The following is a 26,220-nucleotide window of genomic DNA, read 5'->3' as shown; positions in this document are numbered from 1 at the left end:
CCGTTATTGCTCGTCAGGAAACCACTCTTGAAGCAAATCTCGAGATCGCTCTAATTCCTTCTGCCACGTATTTACACCAACGACGGTAGGCTTGAGTAGGATGACTAACTCGGTTTTTTGCGTCAGCTTCGACGTATTTCGGAATAGATGCCCTAAGACTGGCACATCACCTAAAACTGGCACTTTCGACACTTGATCAACAGTGTTGGACTTCATTAAGCCCCCTATCACGACCACGTCTCCGTCTTGCGCTCGAATCACCGAGTCAGACTCGCGAATAGAGCTTCGCGCTAACGGCAAAGTAATACGCGAATCCCCAAAACCAATCTCTTTCACTTGTTCATTAACATCGATAACGGCGGGGTGCACATGCAACAGCACGTTACCTTGGTCATCGATTTGTGGCGTCACGTCGAGAGAAATACCTGAGAAGAAAGGCGTCAACTCCACCTCAGGAGAAGGCTCTGAGTTGTCACCGTTACCCACCACACTGGAGAGATCGGTAACGAAGTATTCGTCAGTACCCACTTTGATGACCGCTTTTTGGTTATTTGACGCCGTCACACGCGGGCTAGAAAGGACGTTCAAGTCACCCTGAGTTGCCATAAAGCTCAATACGGCATCGAAACTGCCGCTCGAGATCACCAAGTTTGATTGCCCACCAAGCAAGGTTCCGATTGCATCTAACCCCGGTAGCACTGCGGGAATAATGCTGCCGCTGGTGTCTTTCACGATGGAGCCCTGACCAATGGTGTAGTTGGTACCATTAGAGCTGAATGCCTTAGACCAATTGATCCCTTGTTGATAACCATCACTCAAGGTGACTTCTAAGATCTTGGCTTCGAGGATCACTTGGCGCTGCATTCTCTGCTGTGACACGCCTAAAAACTCTCGCACTTCGCGGATTTCATCTGGGTAAGCTCTTACCGTAATCACGCTAGCTTGAGGCGTTACAACCACACTCTGCCCCTCACCACCACCGATCAACTGTGTCACTGCCAGTTGTAATTGAGGCCAAAAATCACTTTCACTGATGGTCTCAATCTCTGTACCACCTTTCGCAGAGCTCGTTGAGCGTGAAGAGCTTGAGCTATCAGAAGAGTCAGAAGAGCCGCTGTCGGTATTGGTAATGGTACCGGTAGAGATAGAGGTTAATGAGCGACCTGATCGTTTGAACTGTAGATAGTCGACAGGGATTGTGACGGTGCGCAGGCCGGCTGGGTAGACTTGAATAACATTGCCTGTTTTCACAACGTCATAGCCATACATATCTCTGACGACGTTAAGCACCTCATCCAAAGAAACGTCCGTCAAGTTAACTGTAATCGTTCCAGTCACGTCTGGGTGGATTGCTGCACTAAACTCTGTCCCTTTAACTAAACTGGTGAAAAAGGCTTTCGCTGACACAGCATTCGCCTGAATACGAAAGCGCTTTACGGTGTCGAATGAAGTAGCACTGTCAGAAGAAAGCTCAGGCATTAGGTCTGCTTCAACAGACGCAGGTAATTGCGCTAAGCTACGACTATTCGCTTCATTGATTGCTTCATTCAATGTTTCTTTCGCCTCTATGGGATCTCTGTGCCCCATGGAGCATCCCATCAACGACGCAATCATCACGGCTACGGCGAGTCTACGCATATAATTCCCAATACCTTACTGTTTTATATCCAAAGAAAAGAGTTCTAACGTCCATTGCTTGCCTTTGCGAGACAGCACGACTCTTTCCGATTCAATGTTATTTACGTAGTAGCCACTGACACGCTCCCCCGCCATGACTACTTCTCCATTCAATATTGCTTTGCAAGGCACGTCGGCAACGCAGACAATACTTTGCAGTTTTGGCAGTCGATAACTGACTGGCTTTTTTGCCGGTTGAGCGACTTTTGGCTTCTGCCAATTTAACGGTGCCGTCGGGTCCTGCTGCGCCCAAGCCAGTGAAGTATTTACAAGCAGCAGAAAGGCAAAAAATCTAACCACCGATAAACTCCTCTCTCGTGCCAAGGGTGTAGACCTCTAGGATCAAACGCGCACTTGGGTACTCTTCGACTTTATAGCTAAAAGTACGCCAATAGTATTTGACTGGCATTGACTCAAGTGACTCTAAGTATTGAACAATGTCAAAATAGCTGCCTGTCAGCTCAATACGAACGGGATGTAGATAGTAGCCCGAACCGTGATTGTCATTCTCGCGGCTCACTATCGGCTCTGCGCGCTGTGAAACCAGAGAAACTAACTTGAGTTTCTTAGACTCTCTGAGAACGCTTTCTAAAAGATTTGCCATTTCACTGGGAGAAATCAAATTCTCGATGATGTTCGATAGCTGTTCTGAAAGTAGCTGACTTTCTGTCACTAGCTGCTTATAGCGCATATTGATCTCTTGATCAGGATCTTTAGAGAGCTTGGCCGTCATCAAAAGCACATCCGCTTCCAAACGTTGGCTATTGAGCTTTGTGGTCGAGATTTGTTGCTCAAGCTGTTTCTTGGCTAAATAAGCCGGTTCCACCAAGAGCGTAAAAAGCCCCAATATAATTGCGACAAACCCACACAATGTGATCAACCACTTTTCTCGAGCAGAGAGCTGAGCAAATTTATCGCTAGCTTGCGACCAATAGTGTTTCATTGCTTATCTCCTCGTGTTTTCAACTCAAAGATCACAATGTCTTGATCATTTCGACCAATCTGTAACTTTTCAAACGTTCGTCCTACTAAGTTGAGCTCTGTTTTAAACTGGTTGATCCAATTCGGGATGACTTGTGGCTCCCTTGCATAACCTTGTAAATCCAACCCCGTACTATCAATCGTAATTGAGTTTAGTGAGATGTCGTTTCGCCCAAGTTGAGCCAACGAACGCATAACGCCCGAGTAGCCCATCTGCTGGGCATCGTCGTATTCACTAACGGCTTGCAAAGATTGGCGCTTGGATTCTATTTCCTGTTCCAATCGAGTTACCGCTGCGACTTTAGCGAGCGTTGGTTGGTGCTTAGCCAAACGCTGGGTTAATGTATCCACTTGAAGGCGAAACTCAGATTCCTGAGATTTCAGAGCGGATAGCTCACTACTCAAACCACTCTTTTGGGTGACAAGCACAAAATAGGCTCCGCCCAATAACAGAGATGTTATCCCCCACCCTAAGGCGACGTTTTTTAACGTAAAGTGTTCTTTCTTTGGCTTTAAGTGGTCTGGGAATAAGTTAACTGATTTGTCACCAACCGCAGCAACACTCTTGAGCAAGATAAGCCCGGACGGCTCTTCTCCCTCAACGAGTGGTGAGGCTTTGACGCTCAAACGTTCAGAAAGCTCCGTAGCGACCGTGGCTTGATCTTCTTCGTCACAGCACACTTTCATCTGGTGCAATGACGCCGAACGCAATTGGGAAGAGAGATAGTCGACTGAGCGTTGGAGCTCCAACGCCAAGCTGTCTAGCTGCAACGCGCTACTCGCAACCCCAGTCAATGGAGAAGCGACTCCGCGAATCGTTCTTTGGAACGCACACTGGCCATCCACAAACGCACTGACTTTAAATTGCCCTTTGTGGCTCCGATGAAGCAGTAAGAACTGTGCTAGCTCCCCTGCAGAGTGAGCCCACACTTCGTCCTCGACCAATATTCGTGTCAGTTCGATATTAAACTGCCCCAAAGCACTGTTAAGAGCCTCGACCAAGTGACGATTGACGACAAAAACTTGTAACTTATTGCCGATTGGTGATGGGGTAAAATCAGCGATGATGTCGCTAACGCGCTCTGAAATCAGATCTTTCAGAAGAAATGGCAATGCCGCAGAGAGTTCTTCTTCCGGCATCGAGGGCTTATCAATTTGATAGGTTTGATATAGGTTTGCGCTCAGCACGACTTGTGCCGACAAATCAGAAACGTCAGCGTCTTTAAGTGCCTTAACTAGGGCATCCTGCCAAGACGCACCATCGTAGTTGACTTGACTGGGTAGATTACAGCTTGGTAGCGGCGAAAAAAACAAGGCATGGGGTAAAACAACAACCGTAAGTTGCGTCTGTTTGTGAGCGGTTTGCCTGAATTTACCGAATAAGGATTGCATATTCATTTGTCGTTATTTGTCACCAGCGTTTTCGTCGACCAATTTGTACTTTCTTAAACTCAGCGGTTTGCTTATGCTGAATGTGTTGAGGAATCAGTTGTTTCTCTGATTCAAAATATCGCCCCTGAACCCCATGAACACCAAGTTGAAGCACTGTTTTGTGCTCTTGCTTACTGTCGACTCCGACCGCAATCAGTTTGGTGTTTAAACCCGCGCAAGCCCCAAGCAAGCTACGAATGAACAACTGGTTTTCATGACGCTGATCGATCTGTTTCACTAAACTTCGATGCAACTTCAAGTAGCTAATCGGTAACTCTTTTAAGTAGTAAGTGCTAACAATGGAGCGCCCAGCTTGACCAACCGCTACTTTACAACCTAGACCAGAAATCATTTTAGCGACAGGTCTCATATAATCGAGATGCTTCACTAAACGCGCTTCAGCAAACTCAAAAATCAGCTGTTTTCGCTGCTCAGTAGACAACTGCAATAGCTCATCACGAAACCATTTAAAGTAGGCTCGGTCGGCAAAAGGGACGACATGCAAATTTATAGAGTAACACATTGAATCCTTAGAAACTTTCAAATAACGCAGGATAGTTCTCAATACTGCTTTGTCTAAGATTATTTCGTAACCAACTGATTCAATTGCTGAATTAAAACGGGATGCTTTGATTACTCCCTTCTCTGGATCGTTGATTCGGGCAAACAGTTCACAGTGCTCTAGTTGGTTATCTTGCTGATCATCTAACTGGAAACACGGCTGCGAAAAGACGTGCAACTTGTCAGGCTTCAACACTTGATCGAAAAGCGTGCGCCAACGAACGCTACCTCGCTCTTCCTCTGGACTGACATGCTTGTGGAAGCGACTCCATGTGTTAGAGCGCTGCAACTGAGCACTCTTAAGTGCCGTTTCTGATTCATCAATAATTCGACCTTGACTTTCGCCCTCCCGATAGAGACTGACGCCAATGTGAACCCAGTTTTCTGGGTCCAGTACGTCGGGTGGCGTAAGACGGGCTAACTGCTTAATACAGCTCGCAGCAATCGCAGAGACTTCTTTGCTCGATAAACTCGGTGCAAAAATAGCGAAATCAGAATTGTAATAGCGAGATAAGATGACATCAGGGTAACGCTGGATGACCGTGGTCAGACTATCTCCGACCTCAATTAAGAAATCATTGGCAACGGTTTTCCCATACTCTTCTTTGAGTTGCTCCCAATCATCAATGCGAATAAGAAGCACACCGCCATGAGAGCCACTTTCTGACAGCGCTGCTTCGAGTTTACTGTCAAATAAAACACGGTTTGCGGTACCAGTCAGTTTATCCAGAAAAGTTTGCGAACGAATAAAGGTGTCAAAGCGACTGCGTTCTTGACGCGCATCTCTTAGCTCTTCAATCAAGCGATCAAGCGCTTCACTGGCGGTAAAAGGCCACTCTTTGGGATCGCCTTGCGCATACTCTTCAACCCTTCCCGCTAGGATCATTCTGCCTCGTTCTTCCAGCATCTCAGATCCGCTCAGCTGCTCTTTCAGCCATTTCACCCCTTGCATCAAACAGAAGATAATGAGTACCACCGCTAACGTGATGGACCATAGTGCCTGCATCGAATAGCCGTAGCCAATATAGGGAGGAACAGCTTTAAACCGAATTTGATACCCATCGTTGCGTTCGAGTTGATATTCAACTTGGTAAAGCAGTGCAGGATTCACTTTCGATGACGTATCTTTGAAGCGATAAATCGTACCGTACGTCGATGCTAGCTCCATTTCGACAATGTTCGACGCCTGCAGCATCTTCGGCATCCAGCGTTGCAGTGAATACGCAGCATCCGGATCTTCCATCTCCTTATCTACTACGTTGACGATCCCCTTGAGAGAATGATCTAAGTATTCTTGACCAAGGCGCTTAAACGACAATGTTCCTCCCAAAAAGAGAATGAACATGGCAATAATCACGATCATAGTGACAAAAGCGACCAAGCGGGTACTCAGTTTTAAGGTAGGGGTATACCTCATAGAAATAGAATTCCTTTTCTAATGCAGCTTCAATAAAGATGGTGCTGAGCTACAAGCGGGCATTGGGCAATTCCACGCTATAACGTTAGGGCAATTGATTACTCTAACTATATAAAAAAGCCGCGATTTTCGCGGCTTTTTTTCAGTTCAGGACTCTTAGAATGGGATGTCGTCGTCAAAATCCATCGGCGGCTCATTGTATTGAGGCTGAGCTTGCTGCTGTTGTGGCTGAGAGTATTGCTGTTGCGGCTGACTCTGCTGAGCTGCAGGTTGCTGAGGCTGCCCCCAACCTTGCTGTTGAGGTTGACCCATGCCTTGGCCTGGAGCACCACCCTGAGCACGGCCACCTAGCATTTGCATAACGCCATTGTAGCCTTGTACTACGACCTCGGTAGTGTAACGGTCTTGACCACTTTGATCTTGCCACTTGCGCGTCTGCAATTGACCTTCAACATACACTTGTGAGCCTTTACGTAGGTACTCACCAGCCACTTCCGCCAACTTGCCAAACAGTGCCACACGGTGCCACTCTGTTTTTTCACGCTGTTCGCCTGTCGCTTTATCTCGCCATGTTTCAGACGTTGCGATGGTGATATTAGCGACAGCACCACCACTTGGCATGTAACGAACTTCCGGATCTGAACCCAGATTACCGACTAAAATAACTTTGTTTACTCCACGGCTGGCCATGTTTCGCTCCGTCTAAAAATTTAGGTATATTTGAATAGCCCAATAGCATAACACGCTTTGCTTTTGGGACAAAAGCCTGTCTACGCAATGCCTGACCAATCTTCATCGCAATCCAATGAGCCGCTAATTTTTCGAGAAAAATCAAAGATTATTTTGGGTGAGCGATAAGTTAATTACTTATCTGCTTGAAACTAAACGCAATGATTCAACCTTAATTCGCTCTGATTGAAAAAATCCTTCAAGCTCATTCCATAAACTAAAATCACAAAGGTTTTATTATGAAGAATAGTTATATGCGTACCATTCATTTCTTATGTGAAGATAAGAAGGTTACTCATCCGATAGTTCAAAAAATAGAACAAGCGTTAGAGATCAACATTCCCTATATCGAACCGCAAGATCTTATGCTCGCACTCCAAACGAGCAAACATCGCATTTTGATGATCGACCACCATGACTATTCTCGTCTGAATAATCAGATACGCGATCTTCCACTGGCAAACAAAACCTTTGAAAACATCGTCATTAATGTTCAATGCCGCTTAACCACAGATGAAATTCTCAATTTTGGTCATCTAAAAGGGTTGTTCTATGAAAACGACTCCGTAGAGGTAATCAGTAAAGGCTGTAGCGAAATAATCAACGGACAGAACTGGTTACCTCGCAAGGTCGCCGCACAACTGTTATTTCACTATCGCAACATGGTAGAAACTCAGTCAGCACCAGTTACCGTTGATCTCACCACTCGCGAAATCCACATCTTAAGAAGTTTAATGACAGGTGCTTCCAATAGCCAAATAGCAGAAGACCAATTTATCAGTGAGTTCACCGTCAAATCCCATCTCTATCAGATATTCAAAAAGTTGTGCGTAAAAAATCGAGTACAAGCTGCCGCTTGGGCAAAGCAACACCTGTTGTCTTAATTTTACTACGCACGTACAATTTCATTACTTTGGGCGAATGGATCGATGATCACTTCGCCCAAAGCATGTTATTGTCGCGTCAGCTAATTTTCGAATAAAAATATATAGGGTTTAACATGATCAAGAAGTGCCTTTTCCCGGCAGCAGGCTACGGTACACGCTTTTTACCTGCCACTAAATCCATGCCAAAAGAGATGATGCCAGTGGTAAACAAACCACTCATCGAGTACGGCGTTGAAGAAGCAATCCAAGCTGGAATGAACGGTATGTGTATCGTTACCGGTCGTGGTAAGCACTCAATCATGGACCATTTCGATAAGAACTACGAGCTTGAACACCAAATCAGTGGAACCAATAAAGAAGAGCTACTAGTCGATATTCGCGACATCATTGAAAGCGCAAACTTTACCTATATTCGTCAACGTGAAATGAAAGGTCTTGGCCACGCGATTTTAACCGGACGTGAACTGGTGGGAGATGAACCGTTTGCTGTGGTACTCGCTGATGACCTTTGTGTTAACGATCAAGAAGGTGTACTAGCGCAGATGGTCGCACTCTTCAAACAGTTCCGTTGCTCTATTGTCGCGGTACAAGAAGTACCTGAAGATGAAACTCACAAGTATGGCGTGATCTCTGGTGAAATGATCAAAGACGATATCTTCCGTGTTGACGATATGGTCGAAAAACCGGAGCCAGGAACTGCGCCAAGCAACCTCGCCATCATTGGCCGCTACATTCTAACCCCTGATATTTTTGAGTTGATTGAAAATACAGAGCCTGGCAAAGGCGGTGAAATACAAATTACCGACGCTTTGCTTAAACAGGCGCAAGCAGGCTGTGTTCTTGCTTATAAATTTAAGGGCCAACGTTTCGACTGCGGTAGTGTCGAAGGTTATATCGAGGCAACCAATTACTGCTTCGAAAACCTATACCTGAAAGACTCTAAAAAGTCAGAGCTTGGCAAACAAAAAACGACCAAAGAAGAGGCATAAACCGACGCTTCGTTTAAAAGGCAGCTCATCAAGCTGCCTTTTTTATTACTGTTTTTTTATCCAGTATTTCTTTGAACATTTCTCACACTATGTAATACTTAGCTGACTAATTTTTGCATTGAGTGATAAGAATGGATCAGATAGAAGTTCGTGGTGCACGCACGCACAACCTGAAAAATATCAATCTTACGATACCCAGAGACAAGCTGATCGTGATTACAGGCTTGTCAGGTTCGGGTAAGTCATCACTAGCCTTTGATACCTTGTACGCAGAAGGCCAACGACGCTATGTAGAATCTCTATCCGCCTATGCTCGCCAATTCTTATCTTTGATGGAAAAGCCTGACGTTGACCACATCGAAGGGTTATCCCCCGCTATTTCTATCGAACAAAAGTCAACCTCACACAACCCAAGATCAACGGTTGGTACCATTACCGAAGTTTACGACTATTTACGACTCCTTTATGCTCGAGTCGGTGAACCTCGATGTCCAGAGCACCACGTTCCCCTCGCCGCCCAAACTGTTTCACAAATGGTAGATAAAGTGCTTGAGCTGCCTGAAGGGGCAAAAATGATGCTGCTCGCTCCGATTGTCAAAGAAAGGAAAGGCGAGCATGTCAAAACGCTGGAAAATTTAGCCGCGCAAGGTTTTATTCGCGCTCGTATTGACGGCGAAACGTGTGATCTCTCTGATCCTCCAACCTTAGAGCTACATAAAAAGCATACCATCGAAGTCGTTGTTGACCGCTTTAAAGTACGCAGCGACTTACAACAAAGATTAGCTGAATCCTTCGAAACCACACTCGAACTGTCCGGTGGCATCGCAGTTGTCGCACCTATGGACGGCACCGGCGACGAAATCGTGTTCTCCGCAAACTTTGCCTGCCCTCATTGTGGGTACAGTATGCAAGAGTTAGAGCCTCGCCTCTTTTCATTTAACAACCCTGCTGGGGCTTGCCACACTTGTGATGGTTTAGGTGTGCAACAGTATTTTGACCCAGCCCGCGTGATAGTTGATGACTCTCTTAGCCTAGCTGAAGGTGCAATTCGAGGTTGGGATCAGAAGAACTACTATTACTTTCAGATGCTCACATCATTAGCGGACCATTATGGGTTTGATCTGCATTCCCCATTCAACGCTTTGCCCAAGAAAATTCGTGACATAATTTTAACTGGGTCTGGGCGTACAGAAGTCGAGTTTAAATACATCAACGACAGAGGCGACATTCGGGTAAAACGTCATCCGTTTGAAGGGATATTAAATACCTTGGAGCGTCGTTATCGAGATACCGAGTCTAACGCCGTACGTGAAGACTTGGCCAAGTATATCTCAACAAAAACCTGCTCAAGCTGTGATGGAAGCCGACTTCGCTTAGAAGCTCGAAATGTCTTTATAGGCGATACGACTCTGCCAGAAATCGTTGAGCTAAGTATTGCTGATGCACTGAACTTTTTCTCTTCGCTACAGTTAGAAGGTCAACGCGCTCAAATCGCGGAAAAAGTGATGAAAGAGATTAATGACCGCCTTCAGTTTTTAGTTAATGTAGGACTCAATTACTTAAACCTTTCTCGCAGTGCAGAGACCTTATCCGGTGGCGAAGCGCAGCGCATTCGACTCGCAAGCCAAATTGGTGCGGGTTTAGTGGGTGTAATGTATGTACTCGATGAACCTTCGATTGGCTTACACCAACGAGATAATGAACGCCTGCTGAAAACACTAACTCACCTTCGTGACTTGGGTAACACCGTCCTTGTTGTGGAACATGATGAAGACGCAATCCGCATGGCTGACCATGTCATTGATATCGGCCCAGGAGCTGGCGTTCACGGAGGTACTGTCGTAGCGGAAGGCACAATGGAACAAATTGTAGCGAATCCAAACTCTCTCACTGGCCAGTACTTGAGTGGCACCAAGGAAATTGCTGTACCAAAGGAGCGTACAACACGAAATCCTAAGAAAACGGTACAATTGCTCGGTGCATCAGGAAACAACCTAAAAGACGTTACATTAGAGATTCCTGTTGGCCTTTTCAGCTGTATTACAGGTGTTTCAGGATCAGGAAAGTCAACTCTAATCAACGATACCTTCTTTAAAATTGCCCACACCCAACTTAACGGTGCGACGACGGCGGTACCCGCACCATACAAAAAAATCAAAGGGCTTGAGCATTTTGACAAGGTGATCGACATCGACCAAAGCCCAATCGGCCGAACGCCTCGTTCAAACCCAGCAACCTATACGGGTATTTTTACCCCGATTCGAGAACTATTCGCGGGTACGCAAGAGTCTCGCTCTCGTGGTTATAAACCTGGCCGATTTAGCTTTAACGTGCGTGGTGGCCGATGCGAAGCGTGTCAAGGCGACGGTGTCATCAAAGTGGAAATGCATTTCCTACCTGACGTCTATGTGCCGTGTGATGTCTGTAAGGGTAAGCGCTATAACAGAGAAACCTTGGAAGTACGCTACAAAGGCAAAACCATTGATGAAGTACTCGAGATGACAGTAGAAGATGCTCGCGAGTTTTTTGACCCGGTGCCTGTCATCGCGCGCAAGTTGCAAACTCTCATTGATGTCGGTTTGTCCTATATTCGCTTAGGTCAAGCCGCTACGACGCTATCTGGCGGTGAGGCTCAGCGAGTGAAATTGGCGCGTGAGCTATCGAAACGAGATACGGGTAAAACCTTGTACATTCTGGATGAGCCAACCACGGGATTGCATTTCCATGATATTCAACAGTTACTCACGGTACTACATCGCCTACGAGACCATGGTAATACCGTGGTCGTCATTGAGCATAACCTAGACGTCATAAAAACCGCAGACTGGATTGTGGACTTAGGTCCAGAAGGTGGTCAAGGAGGCGGTGAAATTGTCGCTCAAGGAACACCTGAAGATGTGTCCTTGGTCGAAGGTTCTCATACGGCAAGGTTCCTTAAGCCTATGTTAAAATAACGATTAATAGTAAAGTAAACAGGCCAGTGTCATTCTCACTGGCCTGTTTTTATTAGGATATGGACCCCATGGCTACCACACACGTTTCCGGGACAAAACTAGCAAAGCAAAAACCAAAGGTACCGCTGAATAAACCCTTCTTGGTCGCATTTGGCGCCATCTACATCATCGCAATGCACTTTTTTATGCCTAACCCCGGAGGGGCTGGGTTGGCGCTTTCATTCAACCCGACCACTTGGCTCGCACTCAGTTTTGCTCTCGCTATTGGCCTTTATCAAGTCGGAACCGAGGGAGCCTTACGTTACAACAAGCTCACGATTGGTTTCTTCATTTGCTGTCTGCTTATCACGTTACCTGTTTTCTATCCAAGTTCGGTTATAGAGCTCTCTATTGGCAAGTTAACTGGCTTGTGGGCAGGCTATCTTTTGTTCGTCGTCTTGCAACAGTTTCGTTTCAGCAATAAACAGAAGCAGCGCTTGCTATGGTTCATCGTCATCGCCGTTACCATTGAAGCTCTCTTTGGTTGGGTACAATACTTACTGTTAGAGCCCGGCAATCTTATTGGCTACAACACGCTAATCAACCGCCCTTATGGAATTTTTCAGCAGCCCAATGTCATGGCGACTTTTCTCGCAACAGGGCTTGCCATATCAGGCTACCTACTAACGCGACAACCAATTAAATATCAAACCAAAATCAGTGATGTTGCGCTTCTGTATTTAATCCCTGCACTCACCGTCCCCCTACTTATAGTACTTGCGTCACGAACGGGATGGCTAAGTGCGATTCTCGTGATCCTTGGGGTACTACCTTATCTCTACAGATTTGCGACAAAAAAACGTTTTTGGGGTTGGGTTGTCTCACTCAGTTTAGGGGTAATGCTGGGCTTGATACCAAATGTCGCTCAACATAATGTAGATTCACCCAAAAACCTATCGGCTCAAAAAGTAAACCTTAAAAGTCCAAGGGAATACCACATTCCTCAAGCGCTAGATATGCTAATCGAGAAGCCGTTTTCCGGATATGGTTATGGTAAATTTGAGTCTGAATACATTGTCTATAGCGCTCGCCAACATCAACTTAATCCAGAGTATCATCCAGGTCTCCCCGCTCTTGACCATCCACACAACGAGCTGTTGTATTGGGGCGTTGAAGGTGGGTTAGTGCCAATACTGGCTATTTTCTTAGCGGCCACTCTAGTATTGATACGGGTCTATCAAGGTAAAAAAGGCACCCGATTGGCGCTCTTTGCGTTGTTCATTCCAATTGTGCTGCATTCGCAGTTGGAATACCCCTTCTATCACTCGGCGATCCATTGGATCACCTTCATCACCCTACTCTATTGGGTTGACCAAAGAGCCAATAAGTATCGGAGCGTGACCTTTAGTTTTGTTTCTCAAACTGGACTGCGTGTCTCCAGTTTGGTGATGCCCATCTTAGTTAGCTTTTATATGGTGAGTGCCCTGCATACCAATTACGTTCTCACTCAGTTTGAAAAGTCTAACCCCAAAGATCCTGAGATTTTGAATCAAGTCACCAACCCAATTGCATGGCAAGATCGATATGACTGGGACATTTACAGCACTTATCTCAATATTGGCCTGTATAAACATGACCCTGAGTTTATTCAGCCATACATCGATTGGTCACTGGAGATCATCAAAGACAAACCAAGACCGGCTTTTTATAACAACCTGATCTTGGCTTATCAAGGTATTGGCGAAGAAGAGAAAGCGCAGCAGATCCGAAGTGAAGCACAGTTCCTATTCCCAAATCGCGACTTTAGTGAAGTGCAGTATGTTCCACCAAACATCGACGCACTGACCACAGAGGCAAGTAAACCAGCAGAATAAAGAAAGGCGACCTTAGGTCGCCTTGTCATTTATTGCGTCAGTGACTCTTCTAATGCTCTCAAACAAAGAGCGACATTCTCCGATTTCGCTCCATATCCCATTAGGCCGATACGCCAAGCTTTTCCTGCGAGAGCACCTAAGCCCGCGCCAATTTCTAGGTTATAAGTATCAAGCAAGTGGCTACGCACTTTTGCCTCATCTACCCCTTGAGGTACATAAATTGCGTTCAACTGAGGCAAGCGAGATTGCTCCTCAACAACAAATTCAAAACCCAGCTTCTCTAATCCAACTTTTAGCTTTTCGTGCATCTCGCGATGGCGTTGCCAAGCATTTTCTAGCCCCTCATTTTGCAAAATGAGCAATGATTCATGAAGCGCATAAAGGCTATTAACGGGCGCAGTGTGATGGTAGCTGCGCTTGCCTTCCCCGCTCCAGTACCCCAACACAAGGCTTTGATCAAGGAACCAACTCTGGACAGGTGTCTTTCTCGCTTGGATTTTATCAATGGCTGCTTGAGAGAGTGTCACTGGCGATAAACCTGGTACACACGACAAACATTTCTGGCTACCTGAGTAAACCGCATCCAACTGCCACTCATCAACTTTTAGTGGAACGCCACCCAAAGACGTTACCGCATCCACAATCGATAACACGCCGTGCTGCTTAGCGAGCTTACCGAGAGCCTCTGCATCACTGCAAGCACCTGTCGAGGTTTCAGCATGAACAAAAGCAAGAATCTTCGCATCTGGGTTGGCTTTCAGAGCCTGTTCCACTTTCTCTACCGAGACCGGTGCGCCCCACTCGTCGTCAACAAGCTCAACCACACCGCCTGCACGGACGACGTTTTCTCTCATGCGCTCGCCAAATACGCCATTTCGACAAACAATTACTTTGTCACCTGGCTCAATCAAATTGACGAAGCAAGTTTCCATTCCTGCACTCCCGGGCGCAGAAACTGCAATCGTGAAGTCATTTTCCGTTTGGAATGCATACTTAAGTAGCTGCTTAAGTTCGTCCATCATCTTGATAAATAGAGGGTCCAAGTGACCAACCGTTGGACGACTCAACGCCTGCAGCACTTGAGGTGAAATGTCCGAAGGTCCCGGTCCCATCAGGATGCGGTGAGGTGGAATAAAACTTTGAATCGTCATTGGCAGCTCCTTTTGCAAACTATTTTATTGTTCTGTTGAAGGTTATTGATTCACCTTAATCCAATTCAAACGCCTCAGCAATTAGCCCAAAGTCTTGAGGTCAAACCAGTGTCACAAGTTTGTTAATTTACCAAGAGCATAAAGTTACAAAATACCGTTGACATTGGTCACATAAAAACGTTCAATGCTGGATAGGTGGCGAATATTTATGCCACGCAACTTAAATTGTTGCAGAAGAGGAGCACTGCCCAGGTAGATGTGTCGTGGAACCACAATTCCGAGACAACACATTGAGGGGGAGCAGTGCCGAGGTAAGCCAAAAGTGTGGTTTTGGTTTGTCGGTTGACTTGGGTTGAGTCCCATCAACTGTCATCAGCACAGCCTGATGATGAGCTTCTGAGGTCAATAGCATTTCAAAAATACCTCTTTTTCGCTCATTCTCTCTTCAAGCAAACATCGGATGTTGGGTTAACCCCCAGTTTTATTTTCAGGAAGTCGTGGGAGAAATGCCGTGGGCAGTTTCAATGTTGCTAAGTTTGGTGGGACAAGTGTTGCAAATTTTGAGGCGATGAGTCGCTGTGCAGCCATTATCGAATCAAACCCCAATACCAAATTAGTTGTTAGCAGTGCGTGTTCAGGTGTCACCAACTTATTGGTCGAGTTAGCCAATGGTGTGCAAGACCAAACACATCGAAGTGAAATATTAACCAAACTGGCTGAGATCCATAATGCTGTTTTGGACCAACTCGAAGATTCAACCCAGGCTGCAGCCGAGGTCTACACCATTCTAGATACGGTGACGAGCCTTGCAGAAGCCGCTTCAATCCAAGCCAGCCGTAAGCTCACAGACCACTTAGTCGCGTGTGGTGAGCTGATGTCGACTCACCTGCTTACCCAATTAATGAGAGAGCGAGGAATCGCCGCCACACGTTTCGATATTCGAGAAGTATTGCGTACCGACAGCAATTTTGGCAAAGCGGAACCAGAGCTAGATAGCATCCGTCAGCTTGCCGAAGAAAAGCTCATTCCACTTTGCCAAGAATCCGTAGTGATCACTCAAGGCTTTATCGGCTCAGACGCAGAAGGCAATACCACAACCCTAGGTCGCGGCGGCAGTGACTACAGCGCCGCACTGATTGCGGAGGCGGTTGAAGCCTCAGGCTTGGAGATTTGGACTGACGTTCCCGGTATCTACACCACCGATCCTCGTATCGCACCGAAAGCGTCCCCAATCCCAGAAATCAGCTTTAGCGAAGCCTCTGAGATGGCAAACTTTGGCGCGAAGATCTTACATCCATCGACTCTCGTTCCAGCATTGCGTCATGATATTCCAGTTTTTGTCGGCTCATCAAAAGAGCCAGAAAAGGGCGGGACTTGGATTCGCCATCAAGTGGAGAGCTCACCGCTATTTCGAGCATTAGCCCTTCGCTGCAACCAGACAATGGTGACACTACGCAGTGCAAAAATGTTCCACGCATACGGCTTTTTAGCCCGTGTTTTTGAGATTCTAGCCAAGCACAAGGTATCGGTGGATTTAATCACGACCTCAGAGATCAGCGTCTCACTCACATTGGATCAAACTGATACCTCAGGCGGAGCCCCTCAGCTGCCGGAAGCCGCTCGTATTGAGTTAGAAGAGCTATGTAGCGTCGACGTCGAGCACAACTTATGTCTGGTTGCGCTAATCGGCAACAACATGAGTGAAAGTAAAGGCTACGCGAAACAAGTCTTTGGCACATTGGAAGACTTCAATCTACGCATGATCTGTTACGGTGCAAGTCCGCACAACCTCTGCTTCTTAGTGCATGAGTCCGTCTCAAAGCAAGCCATTCAAAAGCTGCACACTGAGTTGTTTGAGGGCTAAGAAAAACAAAAGGTTGGCACTACGCCAACCTTTTTCTATTCAAGCCAAAATATAGGGAGTTGCTACTCGCCTGCCACCTTCATAGATTCAAGCAATATAGAACCCGTTTGAATTTGTGAACGCGTTTCCACATCATTACCGACAGCGACAATGTTCTGGAACATCTGTTGAAGATTGCCAGCGATGGTAATTTCTGACACAGGGAACTGGATCTGACCATTCTCCACCCAGAAGCCAGCAGCACCACGAGAATAATCGCCTGTCACGATATTGACACCTTGGCCCATGGTCTCTGTAACCAATAAGCCTGTGCCTAGCTCTTTCAGCATTTGTTCGAAATTCTGCCCCGTTGATTGCACATACCAGTTATGAATACCACCAGCATGGCCTGTTGGCGTCATATCCATTTTACGTGCGGCGTAGCTCGTTAGCAGATACGTCGCTAGCACACCGTCGGTAATGATCTCTCGGTCTTGGGTGAAGACGCCTTCACTATCAAAGGGACTAGAGGCAAGACCACGTAGTACATGAGGCTTCTCTGCGATGTTAAACCAATCAGGCAGAACCTTTTCACCCAGTTGATCGAGCAAGAATGAGGATTTGCGGTATAAGTTGCCACCGCTGATCGCCATCACCAAATGACCAATCAGACCGGTTGCCACATCTGCAGCAAACATGATCGGGTATTGACCCGTTTTAAGCTTTTGCGCATCCAAACGACTGATGGTTTTTTCTGCCGCTTTTAGCCCTACCGCTTCAGGAGACCAAAGATCGTCTTTATGACGTGACAAGGTGTAGTCGTAGTCTCGCTCCATCTCACCATTAGCGCCCTGACCAATCACACAGCAACTTGTACTGTGACGGCTCGAAGCATAACTCGCCAGTAAACCATGGCTATTGCCATATACCTTCAGCCCATAATGGCTATCGTAACTCGCACCATCGCTTTGTTTAATTTTGTCGCTGTACTCAAGCGCCGCTTTCTCAGCGGCAATGGCGACCTGAGCAGCATAATCTGGATCAGGCGTGTCTGGGTGGAATAGATCCAAATCTGGGATCTCTTTGACCATCAACTCTTTAGGCGCAGGACCAGCATAAGGATCTTCAGAGGTATACTGAGCAATATCGAGCGCAGCCAATACGGTTTGTTGAATCGCTTTTTCACTTAAGTCAGAGGTTGATGCACTGCCCTTACGTTGACCACGGTAAACCGTAATGCCCAACGCACCATCACTGTTGAATTCCACATTTTCCACTTCACACATGCGAGTAGAGACACTTAGGCCAGTGGTTTTCGTGATCGCGACTTCTGCACCATCAGACTTCTCTGCCGCCATCTCTAACGCTTTAGCGACTGCGGCTTCTAACTCAACGCGCTGTTGAGCAACTTGCTCTCTTACGTCCATATCAACTTAGTTCTAAAGATTTGTTCTCTCTAGGATAACAAGAATTTCGCTTTCTCCCCACGATTCTTGTTAAAATAGAGAAATAGATGGTCAAATTAAGGCAGAGAAATGGCACGTAAAAACCAAAAAGCGCCATGGGAAGAGGAAGAAGAAATCATCTGGGTAAGTAAGACCGAGATGAAACGCGACATGGAAGAGCTGCAGCAGTTAGGTGAAGAGCTCGTGAGCCTAAAACCTTCTGTGCTGGAAAAGTTTCCGCTTAGCGAAGATCTCGCAGAAGCGATCAAAGATGCGCAACGATTCAAAAACGAAGCGCGTCGCCGCCAACTGCAATACATTGGTAAATTGATGCGCTTTGAAGATCCTGAGCCACTGCAAGCCGCGTTAGATAAGGTTCGCAATAAGCACTCACAAGCAACAGCACACCTGCATAAGCTAGAGCAGTTGCGTGACCGCATTGTTGAAGAGGGTGATTCGGCCATTGGCGATGCAATGGAACTCTATCCAAACGCGGATCGCCAGCGCCTGCGTCAACTTGCTCGCCAAGCGGCAAAAGAGAAAAAAGCAGGTAAGCCTGCGAAATCTTACCGCGAAATCTTCCAAGTTCTAAAAGCGCTGAGCGACGAAGACGTTTAGCACCAAATACAAAAAGGATTGATGCTCTCACATCAATCCTTTTTCTTTAAGCTCTCTATTCGCCTGCTCTGACGAACTCGCTCAATGCTTGGTTACTATGGTTGGAAACGAGCTGTTCAACGCCTGCTGCCACTGCCACTCGCCCGTTGGCAACAAAGATAAAATCGGAACCAATGGCTTTAGCGTCACTGATGTGGTGCGTCACCATCAGCACGGTGATATTTCTCTCTTTGGCTAACTTTGCCACCAGCGATAACATTTCTTCACGTAAGATAGGATCGAGCGCGGAAAACGGCTCATCGAGCAGCCAAACTGGATGAGATTGAACAAAGCAGCGCGCCAAGGCGACTCGTTGACGCTGTCCGCCAGATAACTGCTCTGGCAATCGGTCAAGATAGTCAGCCACGCCCACTTGCTGCGCCGCCAACTCCACCTTCCGTTGCTGCTCATCACTGAGCTTTAGCCCAGGGTGCAAACCAAGCCCAATATTTTGTCTGACGGTCAGGTGAGCAAATAGGTTGTGTTCCTGAAATAACATCGCAAAAGGTCGCCGGTGCGGATCTAGACCAACAATGTCATGCCCTTCCACGCTAATCGAACCACTGACTGGCTCAATGAATCCCGCCACTAATGCCAGTAACGTCGACTTGCCCGCTCCACTTGGTCCCATCAAGGCAGTGATCGAACCTTGCTCAACGGAAACATCAAAATGAAACAACTCGTTGTGGTAGTAATAATCCACTTTAGTCAGAGATAACATGATTGACCTTTTTGTTCGCTTTAAACAACGTTTCGATGAGCGTGAAACAGCCAACGCTGAGAAGAAGCAATGTCAGGGAAACGACCGCCGCCGCATCCATCTGATAGCTTCCCAGCAACTGGAACAGATAGAGTGGTAGAGTGCGAAATTCTTGGCTACCAAACAAGGCAATCGCGCTCAGATCGCCAATTGCAAACATAAAGCTAATAGCAAATGCATGCGCCATCGGTTTTTTAAGCACCCGCCACTCAACCACTTTAAACCGTTGCCACCCTTTCATCCCAAGGCTTGCACACACATACTGATACTGTTGCTCGACCTGTAGCATCGGCTGAGAGAGCGTTTTAATCACATAGGGAAGACCCATCAGCGCGTTCACTGCCACGACCACCATAAAAGCCAAACTGAACACATCCGTAAATGAGCGCAGCAACAAAAACAACCCAGTCGAAACAACCAAACCAGGGGTGACCAAAATAATGGTGCCTATCAGTTCAATATGATCCGCTTGCCGCGCTCGAGCATTAAGCCGGAGTCGACGACTGGTGATCAAGATGGTAATACCCGCCAACAAAGCGATCATACTCGCTAGGGTCGCCACTTTCAGCGATGCCCACAGTGCATGCCAAAAACGCGGATCCGTAAACACTTGTACCGCATGGCTATTGATACCGCTGACAATGACCATTGCCAAAGGAGGCAGAACCAATATGGCGGCGAGCCCAATCCAACTGTAATCCCACACTTTATTGCGCCAATGATTGCCGGCTAAATAGAGGTTGTTCGTAGTACTCACGGAGCTTACTGATATCGGTTTACCCAAACGCTGAATGATCAGCGCCATGATGCCACAAAGCGTCATCTGCCAAATGGCCAATAGCGCACCGGCTTGCAAATCGAAATCAAATTTGATCGCTTGATAGATGGCAAGTTCAATGGTCGTCGATTTTGGTCCGCCACCAAGCGCCATTACGGTCGCAAAACTGGTAAAGCAGAGCATAAACACTAAACCACAAACATGAGCAAGCTGCTGCTTCATACGTGGCCACTCAACCCAAACAAACTTTTGCCACGCCCCCATGCCAAGATGCGCACAGAGTTTGTGCTGTTCTTCGGGGATGGACTCTAAAGATTGCAGCAAAAGCCGACTCGCATAGGGCAAATTAAAAAACAGGTGTGCCAGTAAAATACCGTTCAAACCATAAATTGAAAAAGGCAGTTTGCTATCAAAGTAGGCAAACCCATCGGCCAATAAACCACTATTGCCATAAATGGCAAGCAAGCCAAACACACCGACTAAGACAGGCAATACTAACGTGGTTGCGAACAGTTTCAGCAACAGGTTTTTACCCATGAATTGACGACGAGAAAGCGCGTGAGCTACTGGTATGGCGAGCCCAACACTTAACAGCGTCGAAAGAAAAGATTGGTAAAAACTGAACTTGGTAACGTGGCGGTAGTACGGGTCTTGCCACACCTGAGCAAGATTTAAAGAGGGCGCTTCAATCAGTAAAGCGGCTAAGGCTGAAATAACAAAGGTCGCGATAAACATCGCGACCCATAAGCCTATCTTGGGAATGCTACGCAAGAAATACCCTTAGAAAGTCAGCGCACTTTGCCATTCACGGATCCAAGTCTTACGGTTTTCCGCAACTTTATCCGCACTGAAGCTCAATGCCTTGTTTGGCACAGTCAAGGTTTCAAATCCTTGAGGTAACTCTACGCTTGTTACTGGGTACATCCAGTTACCCGTTGGCATCACAGATTGGAACTCATCACTGAGAATGAATGCCATAAATTGATCTGCAAGAGCCTGATTATTCGAGCCTTTCACCTTTGCTGCCACTTCAACTTGCGTGTAGTGACCTTCCGCAAAATCGGCCGCAGCAAACTTCGCGTCCCCTTCAGCAATCAAGTGATACGCAGGAGAGGTGGTGTAAGAGAGAACCAAATCAGACTCCCCTTCTAAGAACATGGAGTACGCTTCTGACCATCCCTTAGTCACAGTGACGGTCTTCTTCGCAAGGTTTTGCCATGCTTGAGTCGCTTCATCACCATACACCGACTTCATCCACAACATCAGACCTTGACCCGGTGTTGAGGTACGCGGGTCTTGATAAATCACCTTTAAGTCATCACGAGAATCCACTAACTCTTTGAGGCTTTTGGGTGGATTCGCGAGTTTTTCTTTGTTGTAGACAAACGCAAAGTAGCCGTAATCGTAAGGGACAAAAGTGCTGTCGTTCCAACCATTTGGCAGTGTCACTGAAGTCGTATCGACACTGTGCTCAGCGAGTAAGCCTGTCTTTTTTGCTTCCGCCATCAAGTTGTTGTCTAAACCAAGAACGATGTCAGCTTTGCTGTTCTCTCCTTCTAGACGTAGGCGGTTAAGGATAGAGACACCGTCGTCTAGCGCAACAAAGTTCACGTCACAACCGCATTGTGCTTCAAAAGCTTTTTCGACTTTAGGACCTGGGCCCCAATCGGCTGCGAAAGAGTCATAAGTGTAAACCGTCAGCGCTTTTTCTGCGGCGGTAACGGAAAATGAAGATAGTGTGGCCAACGCAACTGCGCTGAATGAAATGGTGCTCAGAGTGGTTTTCACTGCTCGCTCTCTCCTTGTTGAGCGGCACAGGTTTGAGGGACAATTGAATTGAAAATCAGCATGTCCTAACTCAATTCCTACGCCAGCATTATCTGGTTCAGGTCTACGGGTCCCGCACACTTACCGCGACATGGTAAGGGTTCGATCTCAGCTTCATTGACTCAATGAATAGCTCCCCGATGAGTATCGGCTTGATTGTAATAGTTATGAGACTCAATAGCTAGAGTCGTTCCTCTAACCATCAATCTCGGTGATCATATCCCCAGCGAGGAACCAAACCTTGTTCCACACCCAGATGATCCAAAATACGAGCGACCATGAAATCGATCAAATCCTCAATCGACTTGGGCTGATGATAAAAACCGGGCGCAGCTGGCATGATCGTAACGCCCATTTGGGACAATTTGTGCATATTCTCAAGGTGTAACGTCGAGAATGGGGTTTCACGAACAACCAACAATAGTTGACCGCGCTCCTTCATCACCACATCGGCTGCGCGTTCAATCAGATTATCAGACATGCCGTGAGCAATCGCTGCCACACTGCCTGCAGAGCAAGGGCAAACCACCATCTGCTTCGGCGCCGCAGAGCCCGACGCAACCGGAGAGAACCAATCGTCCTTACCACAGACAATCAGTTTGTTAGCGTCACACTTTAGGTGTTCGACCAACGCTTGCTTGGCCGACTCAGGGTTTGCAGACAACTTTAAGCCGTGCTCTGTGGCTAACACAACGCGGGCAGCTGAGGAGATCAAAAGAAAAACTTGGTAGTCGGCAGCGATCAAGCACTCTAGCAGGCGCAGCCCATAAGGCGCGCCAGATGCCCCCGTGAAGGCCAATGTGATCGCTTTCTGTTTATTGTTCATTGAATGCATACTTCTTTGCTAATTTGCCTTGTTTGCCAATTGGTCGAGTAATTTACCGTGAATGCCTTCAAAGCCACCGTTACTCATCACCAGAATCTGATCGCCAGGCTGAGCCTCAGCAACAATCATCTCGACAAGCGCATCGACATCTTTAGATGTCCAAGCGGGTTGAGTGCATTGCTGAGCCACATCCTCCACAGACCAATCAATGGAGTCAGGCTGATAGAGGAATACAGAATCAGCGGCGCGCAACGATGAAGCCAGTGTCTCTTTATGGACTCCGCGCTTCATGGTTGCACTGCGAGGCTCAAGTACGGCAAGAATTCGACGTTGACCTACCTTGTTACGTAAGCCACCCAAAGTGAGTTCAATCGCCGTTGGGTGATGGGCAAAGTCATCGTAAACCGTCACGCCTGCGATTTCTCCCTTACACTCCAGACGTCGCTTAGTATTAATGAACTTTCCGAGCGCTTCACAGGCAAGATCTGGCGTTACACCGACGTGCCTTGCTGCTGCAATAGCCATAAGAGCGTTGTCGACATTATGATCGCCCACCAAATCCCAGCGCACTTCCCCAACTTGGTTGCCTTGGAAGAAAACCTTGAAGTGAGACCCATCATTCACCACTTTTTCTGCTTGCCAGTCGCCCTGCTCGCCACTGGACTCCGTTTCGCTCCAGCAGCCGCGTTCGAGCACATCGGCTAAAGCCTTATCTTGTTTCGGAGCAAAGATACGGCCATTGCCCGGCACAGTTCGTACTAAATGGTGAAATTGACGCTTAATCGCTTCAAGATCATCAAAAATATCTGCGTGGTCGAACTCTAGATTATTCATCACTAACGTGCGCGGGTGGTAGTGGACAAACTTAGAACGCTTATCGAAAAAAGCACTGTCATATTCATCTGCTTCCACAACAAAAAACATACTTTCGCCCAATCGAGCAGAAACGCCAAAATTGCCGAGTACGCCACCAACTAAGAATCCAGGCTGGTAACCGCAGGCTTCCAAAATCCAAGCTAGCATACTTGATGTAGTGGTTTTACCGTGCGTGCCTGAGACTGCTAGAACCCAGCGATCATGCAGCAAAAACTCTTGTAACCATTGCGGTCCAGAGGTGTAACGCAGATTAGTGTTAAGTACGTGCTCGACACACGGGTTGCCGCGACTCATCGCATTGCCTATCACCACGAGGTCTGGCGCTGGTTCAAGCTGAGAAGGATCAAATCCTTCTATAATTTCAATACCTTGAGATTCAAGTAACGTGCTCATCGGCGGGTAAACGTTGGCATCGCTCCCCGTCACTTTATGACCAAGTTGACGAGCTAACACTGCAGCACCACCCATAAATGTGCCGCAAATCCCCAAGATATGAATATGCATAAACTGACCCTGTTTCAGGCAAATAATAGTGGACTCATTATGGCGATAAAGCCTTAAAAAGCGAACAACTTTGATCACTGTATGACACAAGCCTTACTCAACCGCACACTCCGTGTACAGCTTGATTCCAGCCAGACGAGTCATGAAAACACCGCAAAGAGTCGACAAATAAATTGAGATCTCAAGCAGTTAGTTCATTACCAATAAAAAGATCCTGCTCTTACACTTAGCTCAGGCATTTCGAAACGATCCAAATAGAGATCATCCATGCCACATCCCCCACTATTTAGAAGCGACTTTTAAGGAATAACCATGTCTGGAATGCGCACCCTTGGCGAGTTCATTGTTGAAAAGCAAGCGGACTTCCCCCACGCTAGCGGTGATCTATCATCCCTACTTTCTTCAATTCGCCTTGCTGCAAAAATTGTAAACCGTGAAATCAACGCCGCAGGCCTTGGTGACATTACAGGTGCAGTCGGGACAGAAAATGTCCAAGGTGAAGATCAGCAAAAGCTCGATGTCTACGCCAACGAGAAGTTTAAAGCAGCGCTAGAAGCTCGCGACCAAGTTTGTGGTGTTGCGAGTGAAGAAGAAGACGAAGCAGTAGCGTTTAATAAAGAACTCAACAAAAACGCAAAATATGTTGTGCTGATGGACCCACTTGATGGTTCGTCAAACATCGACGTGAACGTTTCAGTGGGTACGATTTTCTCTATCTACCGTCGTGTTTCACCGATTGGCACTCCGCCAACCGAAGAAGATTTTCTGCAACCTGGTCACAAACAGGTTGCGGCTGGTTACGTGATCTATGGCTCGTCGACCATGTTGGTATACACCACAGGTAACGGGGTTAACGGTTTCACTTATGACCCATCACTTGGCACATTCTGCTTGTCACATGAAAACATGATGATCCCAGAAGACGGCACTATTTACTCCATTAACGAAGGAAACTACATTCGCTTCCCAATGGGTGTGAAAAAGTACATCAAGTACTGCCAAGAAAATGCGCCAAGCGAGAAGCGCCCTTACACTTCGCGCTACATCGGCTCACTGGTCGCGGACTTCCACCGCAATCTACTCAAGGGTGGTATTTACCTCTACCCAAGCACGCAAAGTCACCCAAGCGGCAAACTGCGCTTGCTATACGAATGTAATCCAATGGCTTACATCATCGAGCAAGCTGGTGGTGTAGCATCAGACGGCGTGAATCGCATTATGGACATCAAACCTACCGAATTACACCAGCGTGTACCGTTTTTCGTTGGCTCGAAGAACATGGTGAAAAAGGTTGAGGAGTTCCTCGAGCTCAATCGAGAAGACGATCAATAATCTTCTACAAAGGCGCTCATCGAGCGCCTTTTCTTTATTCATACATGAATAATCTGATTTTCTTGAGCAAAGTCTCGCCGCAAATATTTACAAAAAACCGAGTTTAGCAGTAAGGTATTTTGGTTAAATTTCAGCCCATACTTAGACAAAAAGGAACTTTAGCAATGAGCTTAAACGACGTACCAGCAGGCAAATCTCTACCCGATGACATCTATGTTGTGATTGAAATACCCGCCAATGCTGATCCGATAAAATACGAAGTCGACAAGGATTCTGGCGCGGTATTTGTCGACCGATTTATGTCTGCCCCAATGTTCTACCCATGTAACTACGGTTACGTAAACCACACGCTATCACTCGATGGTGATCCAGTAGACGTACTCGTACCAACACCGTACCCGCTGATGCCAGGTTCAGTGATTCGCTGTCGTCCAGTCGGCGTTTTGAAAATGACCGATGAATCAGGAGAAGACGCTAAAGTCGTCGCAGTGCCACACTCTAAACTGTCCAAAGAGTACGACCACATTCAAGATGTGGGCGATATTCCTGAGCTACTTAAAGCGCAAATCACGCACTTCTTTGAGCGTTATAAAGAGCTTGAATCAGGCAAGTGGGTGAAAGTCGATGGTTGGGAAGACGTCGCTGCCGCTCGCCAAGAAATTTTAGAATCTTACGAAAGAGCGCAAAAATAGCGCCCTCAAAACACAAAAAAGTCCGCACATAGCGGACTTTTTCTTTTTGC

21 protein-coding genes and 2 riboswitches are annotated in these 26,220 nt (G+C 46.9%); of the genes, 8 read left to right on the top strand and 13 right to left on the bottom strand.

Annotated features, from left to right (window positions below; translation table 11 throughout):
- Positions 1-3: 3 nt before the first annotated feature.
- From mshL to RJ47_RS20080, 6 genes are all read right to left on the bottom strand, one after another.
- Positions 4-1,638 carry a pilus (MSHA type) biogenesis protein MshL gene (gene mshL / locus RJ47_RS20105; protein ID WP_038140431.1) on the bottom strand — a complete coding sequence of 545 codons (1,635 nt, stop codon included), beginning with the start codon at positions 1,636-1,638 and terminating at the stop codon, positions 4-6.
- 15 nt (positions 1,639-1,653) lie between these two features.
- Positions 1,654-1,977, bottom strand: coding sequence for a hypothetical protein (locus tag RJ47_RS20100; protein WP_043887017.1), 324 nt, complete (start codon positions 1,975-1,977; stop codon positions 1,654-1,656).
- A complete protein-coding gene (gene gspM / locus RJ47_RS20095) occupies positions 1,970-2,620 on the bottom strand; it encodes a type II secretion system protein GspM (RefSeq protein WP_038191664.1) in 651 nt (216 codons plus the stop codon). The genes RJ47_RS20100 and gspM overlap by 8 nt, the downstream gene beginning before the upstream one ends.
- A complete protein-coding gene (locus RJ47_RS20090) occupies positions 2,617-4,056 on the bottom strand; it encodes a hypothetical protein (protein WP_039486492.1) in 1,440 nt (479 codons plus the stop codon). Before RJ47_RS20090 ends, gspM begins: the two co-directional genes overlap by 4 nt.
- Positions 4,057-4,069: 13 nt before the next feature.
- Positions 4,070-6,067 carry an RNase E specificity factor CsrD gene (csrD, locus tag RJ47_RS20085; protein ID WP_039486490.1) on the bottom strand — a complete coding sequence of 666 codons (1,998 nt, stop codon included), beginning with the start codon at positions 6,065-6,067 and terminating at the stop codon, positions 4,070-4,072.
- Positions 6,068-6,223: 156 nt separating this feature from the next.
- The gene (locus tag RJ47_RS20080; RefSeq protein ID WP_038140437.1) at positions 6,224-6,757 is read right to left on the bottom strand and encodes a single-stranded DNA-binding protein; all 534 of its coding nucleotides are present in this window, start codon (positions 6,755-6,757) and stop codon (positions 6,224-6,226) included.
- Positions 6,758-7,032: 275 nt separating this feature from the next.
- Here RJ47_RS20080 and RJ47_RS20075 point away from each other — a divergent pair, with 275 nt between their 5' ends.
- The 4 genes from RJ47_RS20075 (at position 7,033) to RJ47_RS20060 (ending at position 13,479) form a co-directional block, all read left to right on the top strand.
- Positions 7,033-7,680 (top strand): LuxR C-terminal-related transcriptional regulator, encoded by a 648-nt coding sequence (locus RJ47_RS20075; protein WP_038140438.1) that lies wholly within the window; start codon positions 7,033-7,035, stop codon positions 7,678-7,680.
- A gap of 116 nt (positions 7,681-7,796) precedes the next feature.
- Positions 7,797-8,672 carry a UTP--glucose-1-phosphate uridylyltransferase GalU gene (galU, locus tag RJ47_RS20070; protein WP_038216307.1) on the top strand — a complete coding sequence of 292 codons (876 nt, stop codon included), beginning with the start codon at positions 7,797-7,799 and terminating at the stop codon, positions 8,670-8,672.
- Positions 8,673-8,803: 131 nt separating this feature from the next.
- Entirely contained in the window at positions 8,804-11,626 is a 2,823-nt protein-coding gene (gene uvrA, locus RJ47_RS20065) for an excinuclease ABC subunit UvrA (RefSeq protein ID WP_039486487.1), read from the top strand.
- Positions 11,627-11,694: 68 nt separating this feature from the next.
- Positions 11,695-13,479: a PglL family O-oligosaccharyltransferase gene (locus RJ47_RS20060; protein WP_039486484.1), complete on the top strand. Its 1,785-nt coding sequence runs from the start codon at positions 11,695-11,697 to the stop codon at positions 13,477-13,479.
- 29 nt (positions 13,480-13,508) lie between these two features.
- On the opposite strand, the gene RJ47_RS20055 is transcribed toward RJ47_RS20060, so the two are convergent.
- On the bottom strand, positions 13,509-14,630 hold the full coding sequence (locus tag RJ47_RS20055; protein WP_039486482.1) for a pyridoxal-phosphate-dependent aminotransferase family protein: 1,122 nt from the start codon (positions 14,628-14,630) through the stop codon (positions 13,509-13,511).
- 226 nt (positions 14,631-14,856) lie between these two features.
- Positions 14,857-15,034, top strand: a riboswitch (Lysine riboswitch).
- Between the two features lie 107 nt (positions 15,035-15,141).
- Here RJ47_RS20055 and lysC point away from each other — a divergent pair.
- On the top strand, positions 15,142-16,494 hold the full coding sequence (gene lysC, locus RJ47_RS20050; RefSeq protein WP_039486480.1) for a lysine-sensitive aspartokinase 3: 1,353 nt from the start codon (positions 15,142-15,144) through the stop codon (positions 16,492-16,494).
- A 62-nt stretch (positions 16,495-16,556) separates the two neighbouring features.
- Here the strand turns inward: lysC and pmbA are convergent, their stop codons facing one another.
- Complete coding sequence (gene pmbA / locus RJ47_RS20045) at positions 16,557-17,900, bottom strand: metalloprotease PmbA (RefSeq protein ID WP_039486478.1); 1,344 nt, start codon at positions 17,898-17,900, stop codon at positions 16,557-16,559.
- Between the two features lie 108 nt (positions 17,901-18,008).
- Between pmbA and yjgA the strand changes: the two genes are divergently transcribed.
- Positions 18,009-18,536, top strand: a complete 528-nt coding sequence (gene yjgA, locus RJ47_RS20040) for a ribosome biogenesis factor YjgA (RefSeq protein WP_039486475.1) — start codon at positions 18,009-18,011, stop codon at positions 18,534-18,536.
- A 55-nt stretch (positions 18,537-18,591) separates the two neighbouring features.
- Here yjgA and thiQ read toward each other — a convergent pair whose 3' ends face one another.
- The 5 genes from thiQ to mpl all read right to left on the bottom strand — a co-directional run bounded on the left by thiQ (position 18,592) and on the right by mpl (position 24,146).
- Positions 18,592-19,296, bottom strand: a complete 705-nt coding sequence (gene thiQ, locus RJ47_RS20035; protein WP_039486473.1) for a thiamine ABC transporter ATP-binding protein — start codon at positions 19,294-19,296, stop codon at positions 18,592-18,594.
- On the bottom strand, positions 19,280-20,884 hold the full coding sequence (gene thiP / locus RJ47_RS20030) for a thiamine/thiamine pyrophosphate ABC transporter permease ThiP (RefSeq protein ID WP_039486469.1): 1,605 nt from the start codon (positions 20,882-20,884) through the stop codon (positions 19,280-19,282). Before thiP ends, thiQ begins: the two co-directional genes overlap by 17 nt.
- Positions 20,885-20,893: 9 nt before the next feature.
- A complete protein-coding gene (gene thiB / locus RJ47_RS20025) occupies positions 20,894-21,901 on the bottom strand; it encodes a thiamine ABC transporter substrate binding subunit (protein WP_005472657.1) in 1,008 nt (335 codons plus the stop codon).
- Between the two features lie 57 nt (positions 21,902-21,958).
- Positions 21,959-22,090, bottom strand: a riboswitch (TPP riboswitch).
- A 52-nt stretch (positions 22,091-22,142) separates the two neighbouring features.
- Positions 22,143-22,766 carry a flavin prenyltransferase UbiX gene (locus tag RJ47_RS20020; protein WP_039486467.1) on the bottom strand — a complete coding sequence of 208 codons (624 nt, stop codon included), beginning with the start codon at positions 22,764-22,766 and terminating at the stop codon, positions 22,143-22,145.
- Positions 22,767-22,784: 18 nt separating this feature from the next.
- Complete coding sequence (mpl, locus tag RJ47_RS20015; RefSeq protein WP_039486464.1) at positions 22,785-24,146, bottom strand: UDP-N-acetylmuramate:L-alanyl-gamma-D-glutamyl-meso-diaminopimelate ligase; 1,362 nt, start codon at positions 24,144-24,146, stop codon at positions 22,785-22,787.
- Between the two features lie 312 nt (positions 24,147-24,458).
- Between mpl and fbp the strand changes: the two genes are divergently transcribed.
- Both fbp and ppa read left to right on the top strand, forming a co-directional pair.
- Entirely contained in the window at positions 24,459-25,478 is a 1,020-nt protein-coding gene (fbp, locus tag RJ47_RS20010) for a class 1 fructose-bisphosphatase (protein ID WP_039486460.1), read from the top strand.
- Between the two features lie 164 nt (positions 25,479-25,642).
- Positions 25,643-26,170, top strand: coding sequence for an inorganic diphosphatase (gene ppa, locus RJ47_RS20005; protein ID WP_039486457.1), 528 nt, complete (start codon positions 25,643-25,645; stop codon positions 26,168-26,170).
- Positions 26,171-26,220: the final 50 nt, after the last annotated feature.

Origin of the sequence: Vibrio sinaloensis (genome assembly GCF_000808535.1) — a bacterium.
GTDB lineage: Bacteria > Pseudomonadota > Gammaproteobacteria > Enterobacterales > Vibrionaceae > Vibrio > Vibrio sinaloensis_D.
The sequence above is the reverse complement of the archived record's forward strand: the minus strand, read 5'-3'. Positions and strand labels throughout refer to the sequence as shown.